General features: G+C 54.5%; 17 protein-coding genes. 5 read left to right on the top strand and 12 right to left on the bottom strand.

Translation table 11 applies throughout. The annotated features are described in order from the left end of the window. Positions 1-96: 96 nt before the first annotated feature. The gene (locus ACFQW4_RS04860) at positions 97-1,179 is read left to right on the top strand and encodes a malate/lactate/ureidoglycolate dehydrogenase (protein ID WP_192236649.1); all 1,083 of its coding nucleotides are present in this window, start codon (positions 97-99) and stop codon (positions 1,177-1,179) included. A gap of 39 nt (positions 1,180-1,218) precedes the next feature. Here the strand turns inward: ACFQW4_RS04860 and gntT are convergent, their stop codons facing one another. Continuing rightward, positions 1,219-2,535 (bottom strand): gluconate transporter, encoded by a 1,317-nt coding sequence (gene gntT / locus ACFQW4_RS04855; protein WP_101763267.1) that lies wholly within the window; start codon positions 2,533-2,535, stop codon positions 1,219-1,221. Between the two features lie 283 nt (positions 2,536-2,818). Here gntT and ACFQW4_RS04850 point away from each other — a divergent pair, with 283 nt between their 5' ends. After that, a complete protein-coding gene (locus ACFQW4_RS04850; RefSeq protein ID WP_233501651.1) occupies positions 2,819-3,970 on the top strand; it encodes an iron-containing alcohol dehydrogenase in 1,152 nt (383 codons plus the stop codon). Between the two features lie 32 nt (positions 3,971-4,002). Here ACFQW4_RS04850 and ACFQW4_RS04845 read toward each other — a convergent pair whose 3' ends face one another. The 4 genes from ACFQW4_RS04845 to ACFQW4_RS04830 all read right to left on the bottom strand — a co-directional run bounded on the left by ACFQW4_RS04845 (position 4,003) and on the right by ACFQW4_RS04830 (position 8,505). Next, on the bottom strand, positions 4,003-5,931 hold the full coding sequence (locus ACFQW4_RS04845; protein WP_192236650.1) for a methyl-accepting chemotaxis protein: 1,929 nt from the start codon (positions 5,929-5,931) through the stop codon (positions 4,003-4,005). A gap of 125 nt (positions 5,932-6,056) precedes the next feature. Further along, positions 6,057-6,884, bottom strand: coding sequence for a Cof-type HAD-IIB family hydrolase (locus ACFQW4_RS04840; RefSeq protein WP_101763270.1), 828 nt, complete (start codon positions 6,882-6,884; stop codon positions 6,057-6,059). Between the two features lie 108 nt (positions 6,885-6,992). Then, positions 6,993-7,478, bottom strand: a complete 486-nt coding sequence (locus ACFQW4_RS04835) for an RcnB family protein (protein WP_137385350.1) — start codon at positions 7,476-7,478, stop codon at positions 6,993-6,995. Positions 7,479-8,274: 796 nt separating this feature from the next. Continuing rightward, positions 8,275-8,505, bottom strand: a complete 231-nt coding sequence (locus ACFQW4_RS04830; protein WP_377724159.1) for a DUF1272 domain-containing protein — start codon at positions 8,503-8,505, stop codon at positions 8,275-8,277. A gap of 204 nt (positions 8,506-8,709) precedes the next feature. Between ACFQW4_RS04830 and ACFQW4_RS04825 the strand changes: the two genes are divergently transcribed. Continuing rightward, positions 8,710-9,834 (top strand): AI-2E family transporter, encoded by a 1,125-nt coding sequence (locus ACFQW4_RS04825; RefSeq protein ID WP_101763272.1) that lies wholly within the window; start codon positions 8,710-8,712, stop codon positions 9,832-9,834. A gap of 111 nt (positions 9,835-9,945) precedes the next feature. Further along, on the top strand, positions 9,946-10,626 hold the full coding sequence (locus tag ACFQW4_RS04820; RefSeq protein ID WP_101763273.1) for an HAD family hydrolase: 681 nt from the start codon (positions 9,946-9,948) through the stop codon (positions 10,624-10,626). Between the two features lie 18 nt (positions 10,627-10,644). On the opposite strand, the gene ACFQW4_RS04815 is transcribed toward ACFQW4_RS04820, so the two are convergent. The 7 genes from ACFQW4_RS04815 to ACFQW4_RS04785 form a co-directional block, all read right to left on the bottom strand. Next, a complete protein-coding gene (locus ACFQW4_RS04815) occupies positions 10,645-11,886 on the bottom strand; it encodes a VWA domain-containing protein (RefSeq protein ID WP_101763274.1) in 1,242 nt (413 codons plus the stop codon). An 83-nt stretch (positions 11,887-11,969) separates the two neighbouring features. Beyond that, on the bottom strand, positions 11,970-12,545 hold the full coding sequence (locus tag ACFQW4_RS04810) for a TerD family protein (RefSeq protein WP_101763275.1): 576 nt from the start codon (positions 12,543-12,545) through the stop codon (positions 11,970-11,972). Between the two features lie 57 nt (positions 12,546-12,602). Next, complete coding sequence (locus tag ACFQW4_RS04805) at positions 12,603-13,181, bottom strand: TerD family protein (RefSeq protein WP_008103744.1); 579 nt, start codon at positions 13,179-13,181, stop codon at positions 12,603-12,605. Between the two features lie 50 nt (positions 13,182-13,231). Continuing rightward, the gene (locus ACFQW4_RS04800; protein ID WP_008103746.1) at positions 13,232-14,269 is read right to left on the bottom strand and encodes a TerC/Alx family metal homeostasis membrane protein; all 1,038 of its coding nucleotides are present in this window, start codon (positions 14,267-14,269) and stop codon (positions 13,232-13,234) included. 24 nt (positions 14,270-14,293) lie between these two features. Continuing rightward, positions 14,294-14,749, bottom strand: a complete 456-nt coding sequence (locus tag ACFQW4_RS04795; protein ID WP_101763276.1) for a tellurite resistance TerB family protein — start codon at positions 14,747-14,749, stop codon at positions 14,294-14,296. A 20-nt stretch (positions 14,750-14,769) separates the two neighbouring features. Then, complete coding sequence (locus ACFQW4_RS04790; protein ID WP_377724154.1) at positions 14,770-15,951, bottom strand: TerD family protein; 1,182 nt, start codon at positions 15,949-15,951, stop codon at positions 14,770-14,772. Continuing rightward, positions 15,951-16,535 carry a TerD family protein gene (locus ACFQW4_RS04785; RefSeq protein ID WP_101763278.1) on the bottom strand — a complete coding sequence of 195 codons (585 nt, stop codon included), beginning with the start codon at positions 16,533-16,535 and terminating at the stop codon, positions 15,951-15,953. The genes ACFQW4_RS04790 and ACFQW4_RS04785 overlap by 1 nt, the downstream gene beginning before the upstream one ends. Positions 16,536-16,855: 320 nt before the next feature. Here ACFQW4_RS04785 and ACFQW4_RS04780 point away from each other — a divergent pair, with 320 nt between their 5' ends. Then, positions 16,856-17,914, top strand: a complete 1,059-nt coding sequence (locus tag ACFQW4_RS04780; RefSeq protein ID WP_377724152.1) for an ATP-grasp domain-containing protein — start codon at positions 16,856-16,858, stop codon at positions 17,912-17,914. Positions 17,915-17,919 lie beyond the last annotated feature (5 nt).

Here is a 17,919-nt window from a genome sequence, read left to right as displayed (position 1 = left end):
CACACGTTGTGGCCCTTTACTTCTTATCATTGACTTGCAGTTATTACTGGTTTCGGCACAGGATGCATGATTGTTCATGATAAGGAGATTGACCGTATGAGTACTCTGCATCTTATTCCCCCTTCTCGCCTTCATCAGTTTGTTCAAGCCATTTGGTTACATGCTGGCAGCAGCGCCGAAGAAGCGCGCCTGGTCGCCGACCATTTGGTGGCCGCGAATCTGGCGGGTCACGATTCACACGGCGTTGGCATGATTCCGAGCTACATGAAATCGCTGGCACAGGGCTTTTTGCAACTCAACCAACATGCCAGCATTGCAAAAGACGCCGGCGCGGTGCTGACGCTACACGGGCACAACGGTTTTGGTCAGGTGGCGGCCTTTGAGGCGATGCAACTCGGTATTGAGCGCGCAGCCAGGTTAGGTATTGCGGCGGTTGGTTTACACCATTCGCACCACATTGGTCGCATCGGCCATTGGGCAGAACAGTGTGCGGCCGCCGGTTTTGTCTCGTTCCATTTTGTTAACGTGATGGGCGATCCGATGGTCGCGCCGTTTAACGGTAGCGATCGTCGTTTTGGCACCAATCCTTTCTGCGCCATTTTCCCGCGCCGCAATGCCAAACCGCTGCTGCTCGATTTCGCCACCAGCGGCATCGCCTTTGGTAAAACGCGAGTGGCGTGGAATAAAGAGCAGCAGGTCGCGCCAGGTTATCTGATTGATCATCAAGGCCAGCCGACCACCGAACCGGGCGTGATGCATCAGGCGCCGTATGGTTCACTGATGCCGTTTGGTCTGCACAAAGGCTATGCGCTGGCAACCATGTGTGAAATTCTCGGCGGCGCGCTGTCCGGCGGACGCACCACGCATGATGAGACGCTGGTCACCAGCCACGATGCCATTTTCAACTGCATGACCACCATCATCGTGAATCCGGATGCGTTTGATGCGCCTGCGATGCAGGAAGAGGCGGAATCATTCCTGGATTGGGTGAAACAGTCGCCGCAAAGTGGCGATGCACCGATTCAGGTGCCCGGCGAGTGGGAGGAGCAAAACCGCGTGGCACGTGAACGCGATGGCATTCCTCTCGACAGCAACAGCTGGGAGCAAATCTGTGACGCGGCGTTACAAGCGGGAATGCCGCAAGAGGAACTCGCGGCATTCCGCGCCTTAACGCAGTAAACCGCAAGCGGCTGAGGCGCAGTGCCTCAGCCTTGATACTTAGATGACGTTGGCGAGCAGTAAGCAACCCAGCAAACCGCACACCGAAATAATGGTTTCCAGCGCCGACCATGAGCGGAAAGTTTCGCCGATGGTCAGGTTGAAATACTCCTTAAACAGCCAGAAGCCCGGATCGTTGACGTGAGAGAAAATCACGCTGCCGGAGCCGACCGCAATCACCATCAGTTCCGGACTGGCGCCGCTGGTGATGATCAACGGTGCGACAATCCCGCCTGCCGTAATCGCCGCCACGGTAGCGGAACCCAGCGCAATACGCAGCACCGCAGCAATCGACCACGCCATGAAGATCGGCGACAGATTGGTTTCATGCATCATGCTGGCGATATATTTATCGACGCCGCTGTCCACCAGCACCTGTTTGAACGCCCCGCCACCACCAATCACTAACAGCATCATCGCGATGATCTTGATCGAATCGGTGATGGTGCCCATCACGTCATCCATGCTGCGGCCACGGTTGAGACCAAAGGTGAAGATGGCGATCAGCACGGCGATCAAGGTTGCCATAATGGGGTCACCAAAGAACTCGGCATACGGCAACAACACGTGACCTTTCGGCAGCAGCATCTCCGCCACCGCGCGCAACGCCATCAGTACCACCGGCACCAATGCCGTCCAGACGCTAACGCCAAAGCCAGGCATCTCCGCTTCGGTAAAGGTTTTCGGGTTCCACAAGCCTTCCGGGATCGGCTTATCAATGCCTTTCAGGAAGCGCGCATAAACCGGACCGGCGAGAATAACGGTTGGAATCCCCAGCAGCGTTCCGTACAGCAGCGTTTTACCCATATCGGCATTAAACAGCGTGGCGATCGCAGTTGGGCCCGGATGCGGTGGCAGGAAACCGTGTGTGACCGAGAGCGCGGCCGCCATCGGCACACCCACGTAGAGCAGCGGCACGCGCGCGGAGGCGGCGATGCTGAACACCAACGGCAGCATCAGCACAAAGCCCACTTCGTAGAACAGCGCAAAGCCGACGGTGAAGCCGGTCAGCACCAGCGCCCACTGAATATGCTTCTCACCAAATTTAGCGATTAACGTGGTGGCGATTCGCTGCGCCCCGCCGCAATCCGCCAGCAGTTTACCCAGCATCGCGCCGAAGCCCATGATCAGCGCGAGGCTGCCCAACGTGCCGCCGACGCCGGTTTTAATCGAAACGATAACTTTGTTGACCGGCATGCCCTGCATCATGCCAACGGCCAGCGCCACCAGAATCAGCGCAATAAATCCGTTCAGTTTAAAACGAATCATCAGCAACAGCAGTAACGCTACGCCAATCGCCACATAGAGTAATGGCATAATTTTTCTCCACTTTTGCGCACGGTAAGCTACCGGCAGCGGTTTATTTTGGTTATCCCAGAGGACATGAGAATCAACAACGTGCACCACAGTAAACATCCTGCTGAGCAATGTTACGGGTATCATGTTAAGGGTAACATTGCGTACAAAGCACCTGGCGCCGCAGCGGAATTTCTGTTTTGCGAAGGTGATCAACTTTTTGCCAGCGGGTTATCAGAATGTTTGCAGCGGGAGTGTCACGGCTTTTGGTTACACTTAGGTCTTTGAGCCAAACAAGAAGGACGTGCAGGTGAGTGAGAATCTGATCGAGTTGTACAGTAATCAACAAACCCTGTTTGGGCGCGGCAGCATTGACCAACTGATTCCGCTGCTGGCGGCCAATACCCAGCCGACGCTGCTGTTTTGCGGCCGCTCATTCCTGAATGGTCCGGCCTGGACGCGCTTAGGTGCCGCGCTCAACGATCACATCATCGGTTACGAGATTGTCAGCCATGAAGCCTCGCCGGATGAGATTGATGGCTGGGTGCGACGCTGGCGCGGCCATGTTGATCGCGTGGTGGCGATTGGTGGCGGCAGCGTGCTGGATGCGGCTAAAGCCTTTAGCGCGATGATGCAGCACCCGCTGAATACCGCGCGCTATCTGGAGAAAGTCGGTGATACGCCAGTGCAAGCGGTGACCTTGCCGCTGATCGCCATTCCCACCACGGCCGGCACCGGCAGCGAAGCCACGCAGAACGCAGTGGTGACCGATCAGCAGCACATTCAGGTTAAAGCCTCGCTGCGCCATCCAGTGTTTGTGCCGCAGGTCGCGATTCTCGATCCCGATCTGCTAAAAGGCGCGCCCGACAGCGTGCTGGCAACCTGCGCCATCGATGCCTTCACCCATCTTTTCGAAGCCTATCTGTCGCGCAAAGGCAATTTGTTCACCCAGCAAACTGCGCTTAATGGGCTGCGACTGTTCTTCCAGGCCTGGCCAGATTTAAACCGTGACGACGAGCGCGGAGATGCTGCGCGCGAAGCGATGATGATGGCGTCATGGTTGGGTGGCGTGTGTCTGAGCAGCGCCGGATTGGGCGTGATCCACGGCATTGCCGGTGAGTTGGGGGCGATCAAGCCGTTCCATCACGGCGAAGTGTGCGGACGTTTACTGTTCCCGTTCCTCGAGGTGCTGGCAGAAACCGAGCATGCTGAACAGCAACGTTTGATGGCGCAGTTCGGCCAACAGTTGCTGCCGGACGATCCCGCGCCGCCCGCGCTGGCGTTGAAAGCCTGGATCCAGCAGCAGGCGATCGTGCCGTTCTGGTTAGAGGGCCCAACGCTGTCAGCAACCGATGTTGACTGGATTGTGTCACGCGCTAACAGCAAAAACGGCTGGGTCAGCTACGATGCACCGACGTTAACCGAGATGATTGCCGCCGCCTGGCGCATCGTCTAAATGATAACGGGCAGCCGACGCTGCCCGATTTTTTACTGCTCAGCCACTTTAAACATCGCCATCTCTTGCGCCAGCTGCGCCGCTTCATCACGCAGCGCCTGGGTATTTTCGGCGGTTTGCGTCACCAGCATCAGGTTTTGCTGAATACCGCGCTCCATCTGTGATACGGCCAGCGTCACTTCCGCAATACCTTTGCTCTGCTCATCACCAGCCACGCGCATCTCGCTGACTACCTGCTTCACTTTATGCACGTCGGAAACCAGTTGCGAAAGCTGCTGCCCCGCGCCTTCCACCAGTTTACTGCCGGCCAGCACGTTGCTGTCGGAATCGGCAATCAGCGCTTTGATCTCCTGCGCCGCCGTGGCGCTGCGCTGGGCTAAGGCGCGCACTTCAGATGCCACCACCGCAAAACCACGCCCTTGCTCACCGGCGCGTGCCGCTTCCACCGCCGCATTCAGGGCAAGGATGTTGGTTTGAAACGCGATGCTGTCAATCACCGTCAGAATCTCCGCCACGCGGCGCGACGAGGATTGAATAGCGCCCATGGTGCTCACCACTTCGCCCATCACTTCGCTGCTGCTGCGGGCAATCTGCGCGGTCTGTTCGGCGGCAGCATCGGCCAGTCGGGTATTTTCAGCGTTTTGCTGCACGGTGGCGTTAAGCTGCTCCATCGCCGCCGCACTCTGCTCAAGCGCCGCAGCCTGCTCAGCGATTTTCTCCGACAGCGCGGTGTTGCTGTGCGCTAATCCCGATGCGTTGGCCGCCACCGTTTCGCCGCTGCCCTGCACGCGGGTAATCACGCCAGCGATCTTATCGACAAAGCTGTTGAACGCACCGGCAATATCCGCCAGCTCATCGCGCCCACTTTTGGTCAGACGGCGGGTTAAATCGCCATCGCCATTGGCAATCTCATCCAGCGCCGCGTGCGTCGCCTTCAGACGTTGGCCAATGCGTTGGGTAAACGCCCAGGTTAACAGCAGCAGCACGATCATCGCCGGAATCAGGAAAGTGAAGATGTCGCGCATCATGGTACGCGCCAGGCCGCTGACGGCACTTTCCGGCGTTACCAGGCCAATCACCCAACCGGTGCCGGGCATGCGGAACAGCGTCACCTGCGCGCTGTTGTGCAAGTAGCCGTCTGCAAAATCCGACAGTTGTAATACATCGCCATCGCCCTTCAACTGGGTGATACGGGCGGCCAGCGGCGCCAGCCAGCTGGATTTTTCCGCCAGGCTGCTCAAGGTGGTGAGCGATTTCATATCCTGGCCTGGGTAATAGAGCAGATTGCCCGCGCTATCGAGCGCAAAGGCATAACCGCCCGTCACCTGCCCTTTCTGCTGCATAAAGCCCGCAAGATTATCCAGCTGCACATCCAGCGTTGCGACACCGGCAAACCGATCGCCCGCCGCATACGGCACGCTGCAGGTCACCATTTTCACACCGGAGACCGGATCCTGATAAACCTCCGACCAACCGCAACGATCGCGCGGTCCGTTACGCACCGCGCTGTACCAGCTTTCCTGTTGATAGCCGTTGCCCGCAGGCAGGTTGTAGTCATCGGAATAGGCCAGCGCGCCATCACCCTGTCGCGCCCAGAAGAAGCTACGACGTTGCACACCGGCGCTAAACGCATCGGGTTCCGGCCACACGCCGCCGCCGGCAATGGTTTTATTGCCGCTGCTGTTGATGATTTGTGGGAAGCTTTGCTGCCACAGCGTGGCATCGTGCGGCAACACTTCAGCAAGGCGCGCCATGCTGACGGCCTCGCCTTCAATGCGCACCAGCTGCTGATTTAATTGGCTGACCAGATTGCTACCGGCCTGCTCAATCAGCGTATGGCTGGCTTCGATGACGCGCGGCTGACCGCGCAACAACAGAACGGAAAATACGACTGCGGTGGTGACGCACAGTAATAGCAGGCCACCCAGCGTCATGCGGGCAGCCAAACGGGTTGGCAACATAATTTATCCTTTCTAACCGACTGCATTAACGATTGAGATAAGAAGTGCCGCTCAGCGGCGAATTGTGCGTTCCGTCACAATCGAATATCGGCAAAGCAAAGAATAAATTCAGCTATAAATGACGATCAGATGACAAACGGCGGTTTGCCGGCCAGCATCTGCTCAATCACCTGTAAAACGCCCTCGTCGTTATTACCCGGCGCTTCAAAGCGGGCCGCATCTTTGACCTTCTGCGGTGCGTTCGCCATGGCAAAGCTGAAGCCCGACTGCTGCAGCATTTCGAGATCGTTACCGCCGTCGCCAAACACCAGAATTTCACTGCGTTCGATGCCCCAGCGTTTGCCCAACAGATCGAGGCCGTGACCTTTATGGTTGCCCGGCACGATCAAATCCACCGATCCATGACCGCTGGACGTGGCGGCAGCCGCCCCCTGATGCAGACGCTCAATGTCCGCCATCAGCGGTTCCACGTAATCATCAGACAGATTCAGCGCAAACTTGAACAGCTTATCGCCCGCCACGTCATCGAGGCTGCGAATCGCCTTCAGGCGGTGGCAATAGTGACGCATTTTCACCAGCCACTTTTCATCAAGGCCTTCGAAGTAGTACGCGCTGTCGCGTCCGCACAGGATGTAACGCAGTTCGGGATAGTTACCGTTGTGTAACGTATCCAGCACCGCATCAATATCCGGACGAGAAAACTCGCCGCAGAATAACTCTTCATCACAATCGATAATCCACGCGCCGTTCTCCGCCACGAAGGCAATTTCGTGGGCGATCTCAGGGAAGAAGGATTTGAGTTGGTAATACTGGTTGCCGCTGGCTACCACGAACTTGATGCCGCGCTGCTTCATTTCCTGATAGCAGGCGTTAAAACGCGCGCGATTGTACTGTTTATTGTCGTCGAGAAAGGTGCCGTCTTTATCCACCGCCACCATTTTTACCACGGTCATCATCACTCCTTAACGTATCGAAAGGAAAAACGGGTCGTAGAGAGAATAACCTGGTGAGCGGATAAAGCGCAGAGAAACACGGATGGCCGCAGCCATCCGCCGGGGAGATTAGTTGAACGCGCCGTTGAGCAGAATCGCGGTGATGATGCCGGTTGCTGCGGCCACCAGCACGTAATTACCGTCGATGTAAGCCCAATGCTCACCACGCGGTGGTTCATACAGTCCACGGTCGCGCCAGTCATCTACGCGATAGTGCGGACCACGAAACTCCGGCGGTGCCGGATAGCCGCGACGGAAGTCATGTCCGCCCCAGGCGAAGCGGTCGCCGTCACGATGCCCTTCCGGCATACGATGGTCAGCATAACGGTCATGACGATCCGGGCCGGGGCCGCGATCGTGGCCACGGTCATGATGATTGCCGCGATCCGGTCCGCGGTCGCCGCCACGATCCGGGCCACGTCCGTGGTCCTGATGCTGGTCGCCGCCGTGCGGCTGCCAGCGCTGGTCACCAGGGCCGTCTGCCCAGGACACGCTAGATAACAGTGTGCTGCATGCAATAAATGACGCAATAAGAGTTAATGTTGTTTTTTTCATGGTGTTGCCTCCAATGATAACGGCGGTTGCTGTGCCGTTAAGCATTACTATTGATTAACTGGAGACAGAAAAGCATTTCCAAAACTCTTAAAAACCGCATACTTACAGGAAATTACGTCAACTTATCACTTTCTTAACGATTGTGTATTTTCTGACATTAACAGGATCGAAGAGACGCATCAGCGTTTATTGCGGCGAGAGCGGGAAATATAAAGAAAAACCCGATCGCAAGGATCGGGAGGATAATTCAATTTCCATAAATTGCATAAAGGGGTAAACCCTGCAAAAGTGAGGGTAAAACTGAAGCACACAACGCCACATCACTAGCATTGCCAGCAAACAATACCATTTAAAATTGAAAACTTCTTTTGAAAAGGGCTATTTTTCAGAAAAATACGCAAAAAATAAATGACAGAAAAAATATTATTTTAGGAACGTTGTTTCAGGATAAATAAGGTCTGTGCTCTGACCAGATTCAGCAAAGACACATTAATTAGGATTTCAAGCAGCTAATCCACGCTATCAGAAATGGTAAACATTCCTTTAAAAACAACACCATTAACTTCTTAAGCCTTTTAATTCCATCACGCCACACGCGCAACCTGATGAGTATTTAACAATTACTGCTCCTTATTAGGTCCGGATTGTTTATAACCAACATTAATACACAGCGGTGATTACTATCGTGCTCAAAATTACCCTGCTTGCGTAACGTTTAAATATCCCGAGGCAGCCTGATAAACTATTTAGGGTAAACGTTTACATGAGCAGAATATTGGTTTGCACGCTCACTATCTCATGAAGAAGATAAATGGCGCGTTGAGGACGCCGGATGACGTGCTAACGCTGCAGCAGGACGAATCGGTCGACGCACCAGCTCACCGCTGCAATTCGGGCAGCGCTGCGCCAGGATACCTTCCGCGCACGCCACACAGAACGTGCATTCAAATGAACAGATGCTCGCCTCAAGCGACTCCGGCGGCAGATCTCTATCGCAGCATTCGCAGTTAGGACGTAGTTCCAGCATGATTTCCTCCCATGAGTTTCAGCCACCATCATCACCGTTATAGTGCTGCCGCGCCAGCCAGTGAACAGACATCAGGCGGACAAATCGGGACATCCTGTGTCTGCTCTCTTCACGAGCTTAAGCGAACCATCGATCCTAAAAACATTACTTTCCCCGTTAAGCGTTCTATAGTTCATTCGCCCTATCTACTGACGAGACTATGTAATGCGTATTAAAGGACTTAATTTAGGCTTCTTTATCGTTATTTTGGCGATCGTCACCTTCGCCTTTTTTGATGTGCTGACACCCTATTTTTCTGCCATTTTCTGGGCCGCGATTCTGGCGGTGATCTTCCATCCACTGAAGTCGCTGCTGCGCCGTAAAATGGGCGATCGCAACGGTCTGGCTTCGTTCGCTACGTTACTGATTATCTGCCTGATGGTGTTCACGCCGCTGGCGCTGATCACCTCTTCAATGGTGGTTGAAGTTAACACCGTCTACACCAAGCTGCAGAACAACTCCGCGCAGTTCCCTGCGGTGTTTGCCGATCTGCTGCAGCATCTGCCTTCCTGGGCACGCAACTATCTCGCCGATAACAACCTGAACAACGCGCAGGAGATTCAGCAGAAGCTCTCTGGCTTTGCGCTGAAAGGCGGCCAATACATGGCGGGCAGCGTGTTCCTGATCGGCAAAGGGACCTTCACCTTTACCGTTGGCTTTGGCGTGATGCTCTATCTGCTGTTCTTCCTGTTGAAAGATGGCGCCTGGCTGGTGAATTTAATTCTTGAAGCGCTGCCGCTTTCAACCTACGTGAAACATCACCTGCTGATGAAGTTCGCAGCGGTATCGCGCGCCACGGTCAAAGGCACGGTGGTGGTTGCGGTGGTACAAGGTGTGCTGGGCGGCATCGCCTTCTGGATCACTGGCATTGATGGCAGCTTGCTGTGGGGCACCTTGATGGCGTTCCTGTCGCTCATTCCGGCGGTCGGTTCCGCCATTGTCTGGGTACCGGCAACCATCTTCTTCTTCGCCACCAGCGCCATCTGGAAAGCGCTGTTCCTGATTGGCTTCTTCGTGGTGGTGGTTGGCCTGGTGGATAATATTCTGCGTCCGCTGCTGGTCGGTAAAGACACCAAAATGCCGGACTATCTGATCCTGATCTCCACGCTAGGCGGCATGGAAGTGTACGGCATCAACGGCTTTGTGATTGGTCCACTGATCGCCGCGCTGTTTATTGCCTGCTGGAATCTGCTCTCCGGTCGCGATAACCGTGAGAACTCTGAAGAGATTGACGAAGAGTTTATCGAAGAGGGTAAAACCCGCGAGGAGGAGGGCAAAATCCGCGAGTAAGCGTTTCAAACGGCTACCGTTTATCGGTAGCCGCATTCACGCATGAGAATATCGGCCAGCCATTTGCTATCATCGTGGCATTGATTACGGCTTGCGACAAAAGAGAACAACATGTCCATGGAATCCTCCTTAGCGCGTGAAAATCAGGTTCTGTCAGTCTTCGATTTTGACGGCACGCTGACCATTCACGACAGCTTCATCCCCTTTCTGCGCTTCAGCTTTGGCAAACGCGCGTTCGCACGCAAAATTGCCAAACTGGCATTCCCTACGCTGCGCTGCATGCGGAAAAAGCTAACGCGTGATGAGTTAAAAGAAGTGTTGATTCACACCTTTTTAACCGGCGTTGAGGAGCAATGGATTCGCCAGCAGGCGCAACTTTTCTGCGCGGCAAACTGGAATAAGCTAATGCGCCCAGCCGGGCTGTTAGCGGTTGCCGCCGAAGTGAACTCCAGCGCCGAAGTGACCATCTGTTCCGCCTCGCCAGCGATGGTGTTAGAACCGTTCGCCGAGCGTCTGGGCATCAATCTGATCGGTACCCAATTAGAAGTGGTAGACGGCATTCTCACCGGAAAAATTACCGGTCATAACTGCCGCTGCGGGCAAAAGGTCAAGCGACTGGAAAGCGTTTACGGCCCGCTGCATAACTATCACCTGCGCGCCTGGGGCGATACGCGCGGTGATTTTGAGTTACTGGCCGCCGCGCAGGATCCACACTGGCGTCATTTCCATCCAACGTGGAAAAAACGCCGCGTGCCAATGGAAAAACTGCGCATGCTGCGTCTGGATCCTTAGGCGCACAATTCAGGCTGATCAATAAATCCGGTCAGCCTTTGCTGCATCCAGCCACGGCTTAAACTCCTCCAGCAGCAGATCGTATAACCGGTCTTCCGCCAGGCTGGCAAAGTTGTCGATGGCGAAGAAATGGGTGTTGTCGATGCGGCGATCGTTGAAGTTATCCAAATCCTGCAAAATGCCATAATTACTGCCGCCGAGGCCGACAAATTTCCAGAAGATGGGATAGTTAGCCGAGCGGCGAATCGCCTCTTTGATGGCGCGGGTTTTGCTGATGCCGCCGTCGGTAATGAAAACCACGTACACTGGCAGATCGCTGTGCCTAAAGGTATCAATCAGCTCTTCCATGACCGGCGGTTCATTATTAGTGCCGCCCAGTCCGGGTAAAATCTCCCACGCCGATGTCTTGCCGCCACGCTGGATGGTGGCGATGTAGCCATCAAGATTATCCAGGGTTACATCGGGATATTTCGCGTGCTGCTGACCGAAGCCCCAGACATCCATCGAACCGTCATCATCAAACTGCGCCGCCAGCACCGCAATGCGATCTAATACGGCCTGCACGTTGCCCTTACTAAACTGCCCTTTCATCGAACCCGAGGCGTCCAGTACAAATGCCACCTTCGCTTTCACCGTTTGTAGCTGGTATTTGCTCAGGCTAACGCTGGCGTTTTTCGCCAGGCTCACTAATCGTGGCGCTTTCTGTTGCAGCTTTTTCTCCAGGCTCACCACCGTTGGCGCGGCTGGCTGAGGATCGGGCTGGGCGATATCCACGCCATAATGACGCGCCAGTGGTTCGAGCCCGCCGTTGAATCCCTGCCCCAGAGCGCGCAGCTTCCAGCCGCCATTGTGACGATAAACTTCGGCCAGAATCAGCGCCTTCTCCCCGCGCCCGTGCGTTTCCGGGCTGAATTGGGCAATATCTTCAGCGGTTAAGCTCAGGCTGTTGAGCGCATTGATCGCCTCGTCGCCGTCAATCACTAAGGCGACGGCGATTTTACTGACGCTGGCGGCAATCTTCATCAGATCCAGATTAATGGTGCAGCCTTGCGGCGTGCTCTGCATGACCACACTGCGATTGGCGGTTGTGGGCTGATTGAAGAAGATGAAATCGGCATCGCCACTCACTTTGCCAGCGGCATCGAGCAGGAAAACACTGGTATCCACATCGCCGCGCAACGTGGATGAAGCAGCATAGTGCAGGCGCAACGTCAGTTCGGTGGTGTTCAGCGGCAGGTTCTGGCCCGGTTGTAACATCATAGTTTTAACCTCCTGTTAAGGATGCGTCCTTTGGATAATAAAAAGCCCCGGACCAGCCGGGGCTTTGATAGCAATGCTTTGAATCAGACGCTCACGCCGTGCTGCGAAGCCAGCGCTGACAGGCCGCCTGCGAAGCCCTGACCAACGGCTTTGAATTTCCACTCGGCACCATTCCGATACAGCTCACCAAACACCATCGCGGTTTCGGTAGACGCATCTTCAGACAGGTCAAAACGGGCGATTTCAGCACCGCTGTCATTATTGAAGATACGCATGAAGCTGTTGCTCACCATGCCGAAGTTCTGCTTACGCGCTTCGGCATCATAAATGGTCACCGCGAAGACCAGCTTCTTCACCTCAGCCGGTACTTTAGACAGGGTAATTTTAACCTGCTCGTCATCGCCATCGCCAGCACCGGTGCGGTTATCGCCCTGATGCTCAACGGAACCACAAGCGCTCTGCTTGTTGTTGAAGAAGATGAAGCTGGCATCGCTCAGCACTTTACCGTCGTCACCGACCATAAATACTGACGCGTCGAGGTCGAAATCCTGACCATCTGTTACACGTGCATCCCAACCCAGACCCGCCATGGCAACATTCATGGTTGGTGCTTCTTTAGTCAGGGAAACGTTACCGCCTTTTACCAGAGAAACTGCCATTTTAAAGCTCCTGCTTTTAATTGGATGATGCGGGCAGCGCGAAGCTGCCCGTGATAATTAAGACGCGTTGATACCGTACTGAGCACATACCGAAGCGAGGCCGCCTGCATAACCCTGGCCTACCGCGCGGAATTTCCACTCGGCGCCGTTACGGTACAGCTCACCAAACAGCATCGCGGTTTCAGTGGAGGCATCTTCGGTCAAATCGTAACGCGCCACTTCACTGCGGTCGTCATCGTTCACCAGGCGGATAAACGCGCCGGAAACCTGGCCAAAGCTCTGACGACGGGTCTGCGCATCGTGGATGGTGACCACAAACACAATCTTGTCGACGTCAGCCGGGATCAAATCCAGTTTGATTTTCAGCGATTCATCATCGCCATCGCCTGCACCAGTACGGTTGTCACCGGTGTGAGAAACGGAACCGTCGGAAGAGACCAGATTGTTGTAGAAAATAAAGTCAGCATCGCCGCGGACTTTGCCGCTGGCGGACAGCAAGAACGCTGACGCATCAAGGTCAAAGTCCTGACCATCGGTGGAACGTGCATCCCAGCCAAGGCCAACGAGGACGTTTTTCATGGTTGGTGCCGCTTTGCTCAGCGAAACGTTACCGCCTTTAGAAAGAGAAACGCTCATTGTAATTACCTCTTGGTTAATGATTTTTCAGACTCATTGCTGGCAGAAGATCAGCTCTCTTCTTTTTCCTCGGGCTTACCGGGGAACATCACGCTGAGTACGATACCGACCGCTAACACGCCGAGTACCACAAACAAGCTGGCGCTAGCAGAGATGCTGTAGCCGTGATGCCAGATATGATCGGTAGCATTCAGACCCAGTTTCACCGCGATGAAGAACAGCAGCACGATGACGGCTTTCTCGAGGTGAACCAGATACTGCTTCAATGCTTCAAGTACGAAGTACAGTGTACGCAAGCCGAGGATGGCGAACATCATGGCGCTATAAACGATCAGCGGTTCACGGCTTACTGCGATAATCGCCGGCACGGAGTCAAAGGCGAACATCACGTCAGAGAGTTCAACCACCGCCACACACAGCATCAACGGAGTGGCATACAGTGCCGCTTTCTTGCCGCGACCAATCGCTACGTCTTTGTTTTCTGGCTTCTGCAGCTCTTCATCAACTTCCTTCTGATTCAGCAGGAAGGCGTTACCGCGCATTTTTGGCCAGATTGGGAAGAAGCGCTTCACCATGCGATAAGCAAGGTGCTGCGAGTAATCTTCGATCTCGTCGCTGTCATCGCCGCTTTTCAGCATCATTACCGCCGTCCACGCGACGATCAGCGCAAACACGATTTCGACATACGGACCAAGGCTCAGCAAGCCGGTACCGATCGCCACGAAGATGCCACGGAAAACGATGGCACCGATGATGCCCCAGTAAAGCACGCGGTGACGATAGCGGTCCGGAACGGCAAACCACGAGAAGATCGCCATCATCACGAACAGGTTATCGACGGAAAGTACTTTCTCCAGCGCATAACCGGTCACGAACAGGCTGGCAACTTCAGCGCCGTGATGGATATAGAGGAAGCCGGCGAAACCCATCGCCACCGCCACCCAGAACACTGACCACAGCGCCGCGCTTTTCAGCGAAATCGGCTTGTCGCCGCGGTGCATGAACAGGTCAATAAAAATAGCGCCCACCGACAGCGCGATGAAAACCGCGACTGTTTCAGTTGGGAAGCCAATGTGCGTAGACACCATGATGAACCCTTAAAAGATAAAAAATTACAGACCAAATATTGCTGGATCAAAGCCCAAAGCGACGGCGATTTCGCGCACCGCTTTCTGCTCGTCAGCATCAAAATCACCATCACTCTTACCGACAGCAATACCTACGCGGATCGCCAACTGTGCGGCTTCCGGCTGATCTTTCAACGCCATGATGTACTTCATGGTTTCGCCCTTGCCGATTTCCAGATCGAAATCAAAGCTGCTCACCAGCTTGTTGAAGAACTCAATCACTTCATTGGTATCAAAGACTTTCAACTCTTCGGAGGCGCGCAGAAAACCGATCATCTTCTGCTTCTCTTCCGCGCTCACGCCGCCGTCTGCCACCGCAATGCGTGCGCACACCGCGACGGTTCCTTGCATAAATTTCTTGTTCTTAAAGCGGCTAACCTGTTTGGTTAATTCATCGCGGCCGGAATTAAATGCCCCTTTAACCTTGTTGAAAAAGCTCATAGTGAATCCTCTGTCTGTTATTATTTGGAGCCAGCTCGCCAGTTGAATCCCCAACCGAAAGCTTTGTCCATATCGGAATGCCCGTTAAAGAACTGATTGATACGCTCGACGCGGATACTGCCGTTCTCATTGACCAGGCGAGCAATCGCACACATGTTGCGGCGGTTCTCCCCTTCAGTCATACGCGTTTCAATCGGAGGCTGGTCTGGAATGTGCAGCGTGACTACGCCATCCGTTTTGTCCCAGCTCGCCGCACCTTGATAGATGAAGGCGAAAATTAATACCTCGCGAATCTGACTCCATTCGCGACCGTTGATGTGCAGCCATTCGCCGTCGGTCACTTCACCGGTGCGATCGTCGCCCTGCAAGTGTACGAAAGGTTTGGCATGCATAGCGCCAAAATTGCCGCCCAGCGCCTGGATCACACCGCGCGAGCCGTCTTGCAGCTCAACGAAGGCGCCGAGATCGAGATCCACGCCTTTGTTGCCGCCGAACAATCCGCGCAACCCGCCGCCACCGCTGCTGGTTTCACGGTGCCAGTTCAGATTGATGCGGATCTCACCGAAGTTATCGCGCTTGGTCAGGCTGATGGCTGGCTTCTCTTTGGTAAGAGACACTTTGCTCAGATTGATTTTTGCCGGCGCGGGTGTCGGTGCTGGAGCCGGTGCCGCCTGCGGTGCAGGCGCAGGCGTTGGGGCAGGCGCGGGTTCAGCCACATCCACACCAAAATGTTCCGCCAGCGGCTTTAAGCCGCCGTTGAAACCCTGCGCAATAAAGCGGAATTTCCACTCATTATTACGGCGGTAAAGTTCGCCGAGGATCAACGCTGCTTCCTGACGTCCTACCAGCTCCACGCTGCCATTCAGCAACACTTCACCGCTCTGCTCCACCTGAATCGCCAGACGTTGCAAACCCGACACGTTGCGGCCGCCGTCACAGGTAACGGTAAAGGCCACTTTCTGCACGTCAGGACGCAAGCGGTTAAGATCGACAGAAAAGGCAGAGTTGTGCCCTTCGCTTTTCAGGCTGATGGTGCGGTCATCGTTATCCGGCTGACCGTAGAACACCATATCGGCATCGCCATTGACTTTGCCGCTGGCGAACAGACGAAAGGCCGAAGCATCAACGGCGGCGCCAGCGAGTACGCGCACCGTCAGCAGATTAGCGGGAACGGGAGCATTGCTCCCCGGCGTCATATTCATTAGCGCACCACTGCGGCAACGATGTCGTTTTGCATCGCGTCAATGGTACGGCCGGCACTCGCGCGGCCATGCGCCGTGAAGTCCCACAGTCCGCCGTTGCGGTGCAGCGAAGCAATCACGATGCCGGTATGGCTGCCTTGCTCAGTCAGCTCATAGCGCGCCAGCTCTTTGCCGTTTTGATCCACCACGCGGCAGAAGGCATTTTCCACTTCGTTGAAGGTTTGACCCTGGAAGCTGTTCACGGTGAACGCCAGATACTCAACGTTAGCTGGCAGACGTGACAACTCAACGATGATCACTTCATCGTCGCCATCGCCTTCGCCAGTACGATTATCACCGCTGTGTTTCACCGCACCACATTTAGAGGTTAATGCGCGGAACCAGATGGTATCAATGGCATGACCGGATTGATCCAATAATACGCAGCTGGCATCCAGATCGATGGAATCGCTGCCACCACCAAAAAGCTTGCCCATGAAGCCTTTCTTTTTAATGGGATCCCAGCCTAAGCCGAAATGTAATTTATTCAGCGAAGCGGTTTGTTTGCTGAGTGAAACCGTCTGATTCTTGCTTAATGAAACCATGTCATAATTCCTTCAAACAGGTTTGAAAAGGGTTTTATATTTGCAACAAATTCCATGAGGGCAAAATCATAACATGAGGATATTCATGTTCAGCATTAATTTTCACAGCAATTTTATGAAATACAATAAATCCTTGCAGAAGAACAACTTAAAAGAATCCAGCCCGAACCAGCAACGCACTAAACATGACAATTCTTTACATTAAAATTCATAAGGTTACGTTAGGGTAAAAAATCATATTATGATTGACTCATTTCAAAGTGAGAAATAAACTCGCAAACCATAATCCAGCCACCAGCCTCTTGCGGAAATAATTAGAAATGTCTCACAAAATTTGGCTAATGGAAGGTTTATCCTCCCAGCGCGATATAATTAATGGCATAACATCTGCAGCTAAAAAACATAACTACAACGTGTCGATTTATGCATCACATCGCCAATCGCGTAATGAAATACTTTCGCTGGCGGATCATGCATTAATTGAACCTGGTGATGTTAATCAGCGCCTCGAATTTATTATTTCTACCGTAGAAAAATATGCCATTCAGGCGATCCATACCGGTCGACATGCTCATTGGTTTGAAGCCCATCGCGCCGCTATCGAAGCCAGCGGTGCGCGCTTAACCACCGGCGCACGCGATGTTGTAATGCTGGATCTGGCCGATGACAAAGTCGCGTTTGCCCACCATATGAAAAGCCTGAATTTGCCGGTGGTGCCTTCACTGCGCGTGGATTCACCCGTACAGTTGCGTGAGCTGATCGCCGGTAAACCCTTTGGCGATCTGCCGCTGTGCGTAAAGCCGGTTACCGGTATTTATGGCATGGGATTCTGGCAGTTTGATGAAAGTGTCTCGCCGATGGCGCCGTTTACCCATCCCGACGCACGCCGGGTGAAAGCCGAATATTACTTACAGGCGCTGGAGGGCGCCGACAGCATGGAGCCGCTGGTTCTGATGCCGTATCTGCCGGGCCCGGAATATTCGGTTGATATGCTGGCGGAAAACGGCAAGGTGCTGGCCGCCGTGGCGCGCCGCAAAGAAGGGGCGCTGCAGTATCTGGAAAACCGCGGCGAAGCCTTTGAGCTGGCGCTAGCCTGTGCCGCTGCGATGGGCGCGGATGGATTGATCAACGTGCAGACGCGCAATGACGCCAGCGGCAAACCGCTATTACTGGAGATCAATATGCGCCCCTCCGGCGGCATTGGTTATACCCGCTTCAGCGGCGTCAATCTTCCCGGCTTGTTTGCCCTGCGCCAGCTAGGCTTGATCAGTCAGCAGCAGGTGATCGACAACGCCCGCCGCGACTTCACGCCAGCCACCGTCCGCGCGCTGAGCGACGTGGTGGCGTACAACCCCGTCCTGTCCAACCAGGTTCAATAAGGAAC

The sequence above is a fragment of the Pantoea sp. GCM10028869 genome (genome assembly GCF_042666835.1).
Classification (GTDB): Bacteria; Pseudomonadota; Gammaproteobacteria; order Enterobacterales; family Enterobacteriaceae; genus Pantoea; species Pantoea leporis.
The sequence above is the reverse complement of the archived record's forward strand: the minus strand, read 5'-3'. Positions and strand labels throughout refer to the sequence as shown.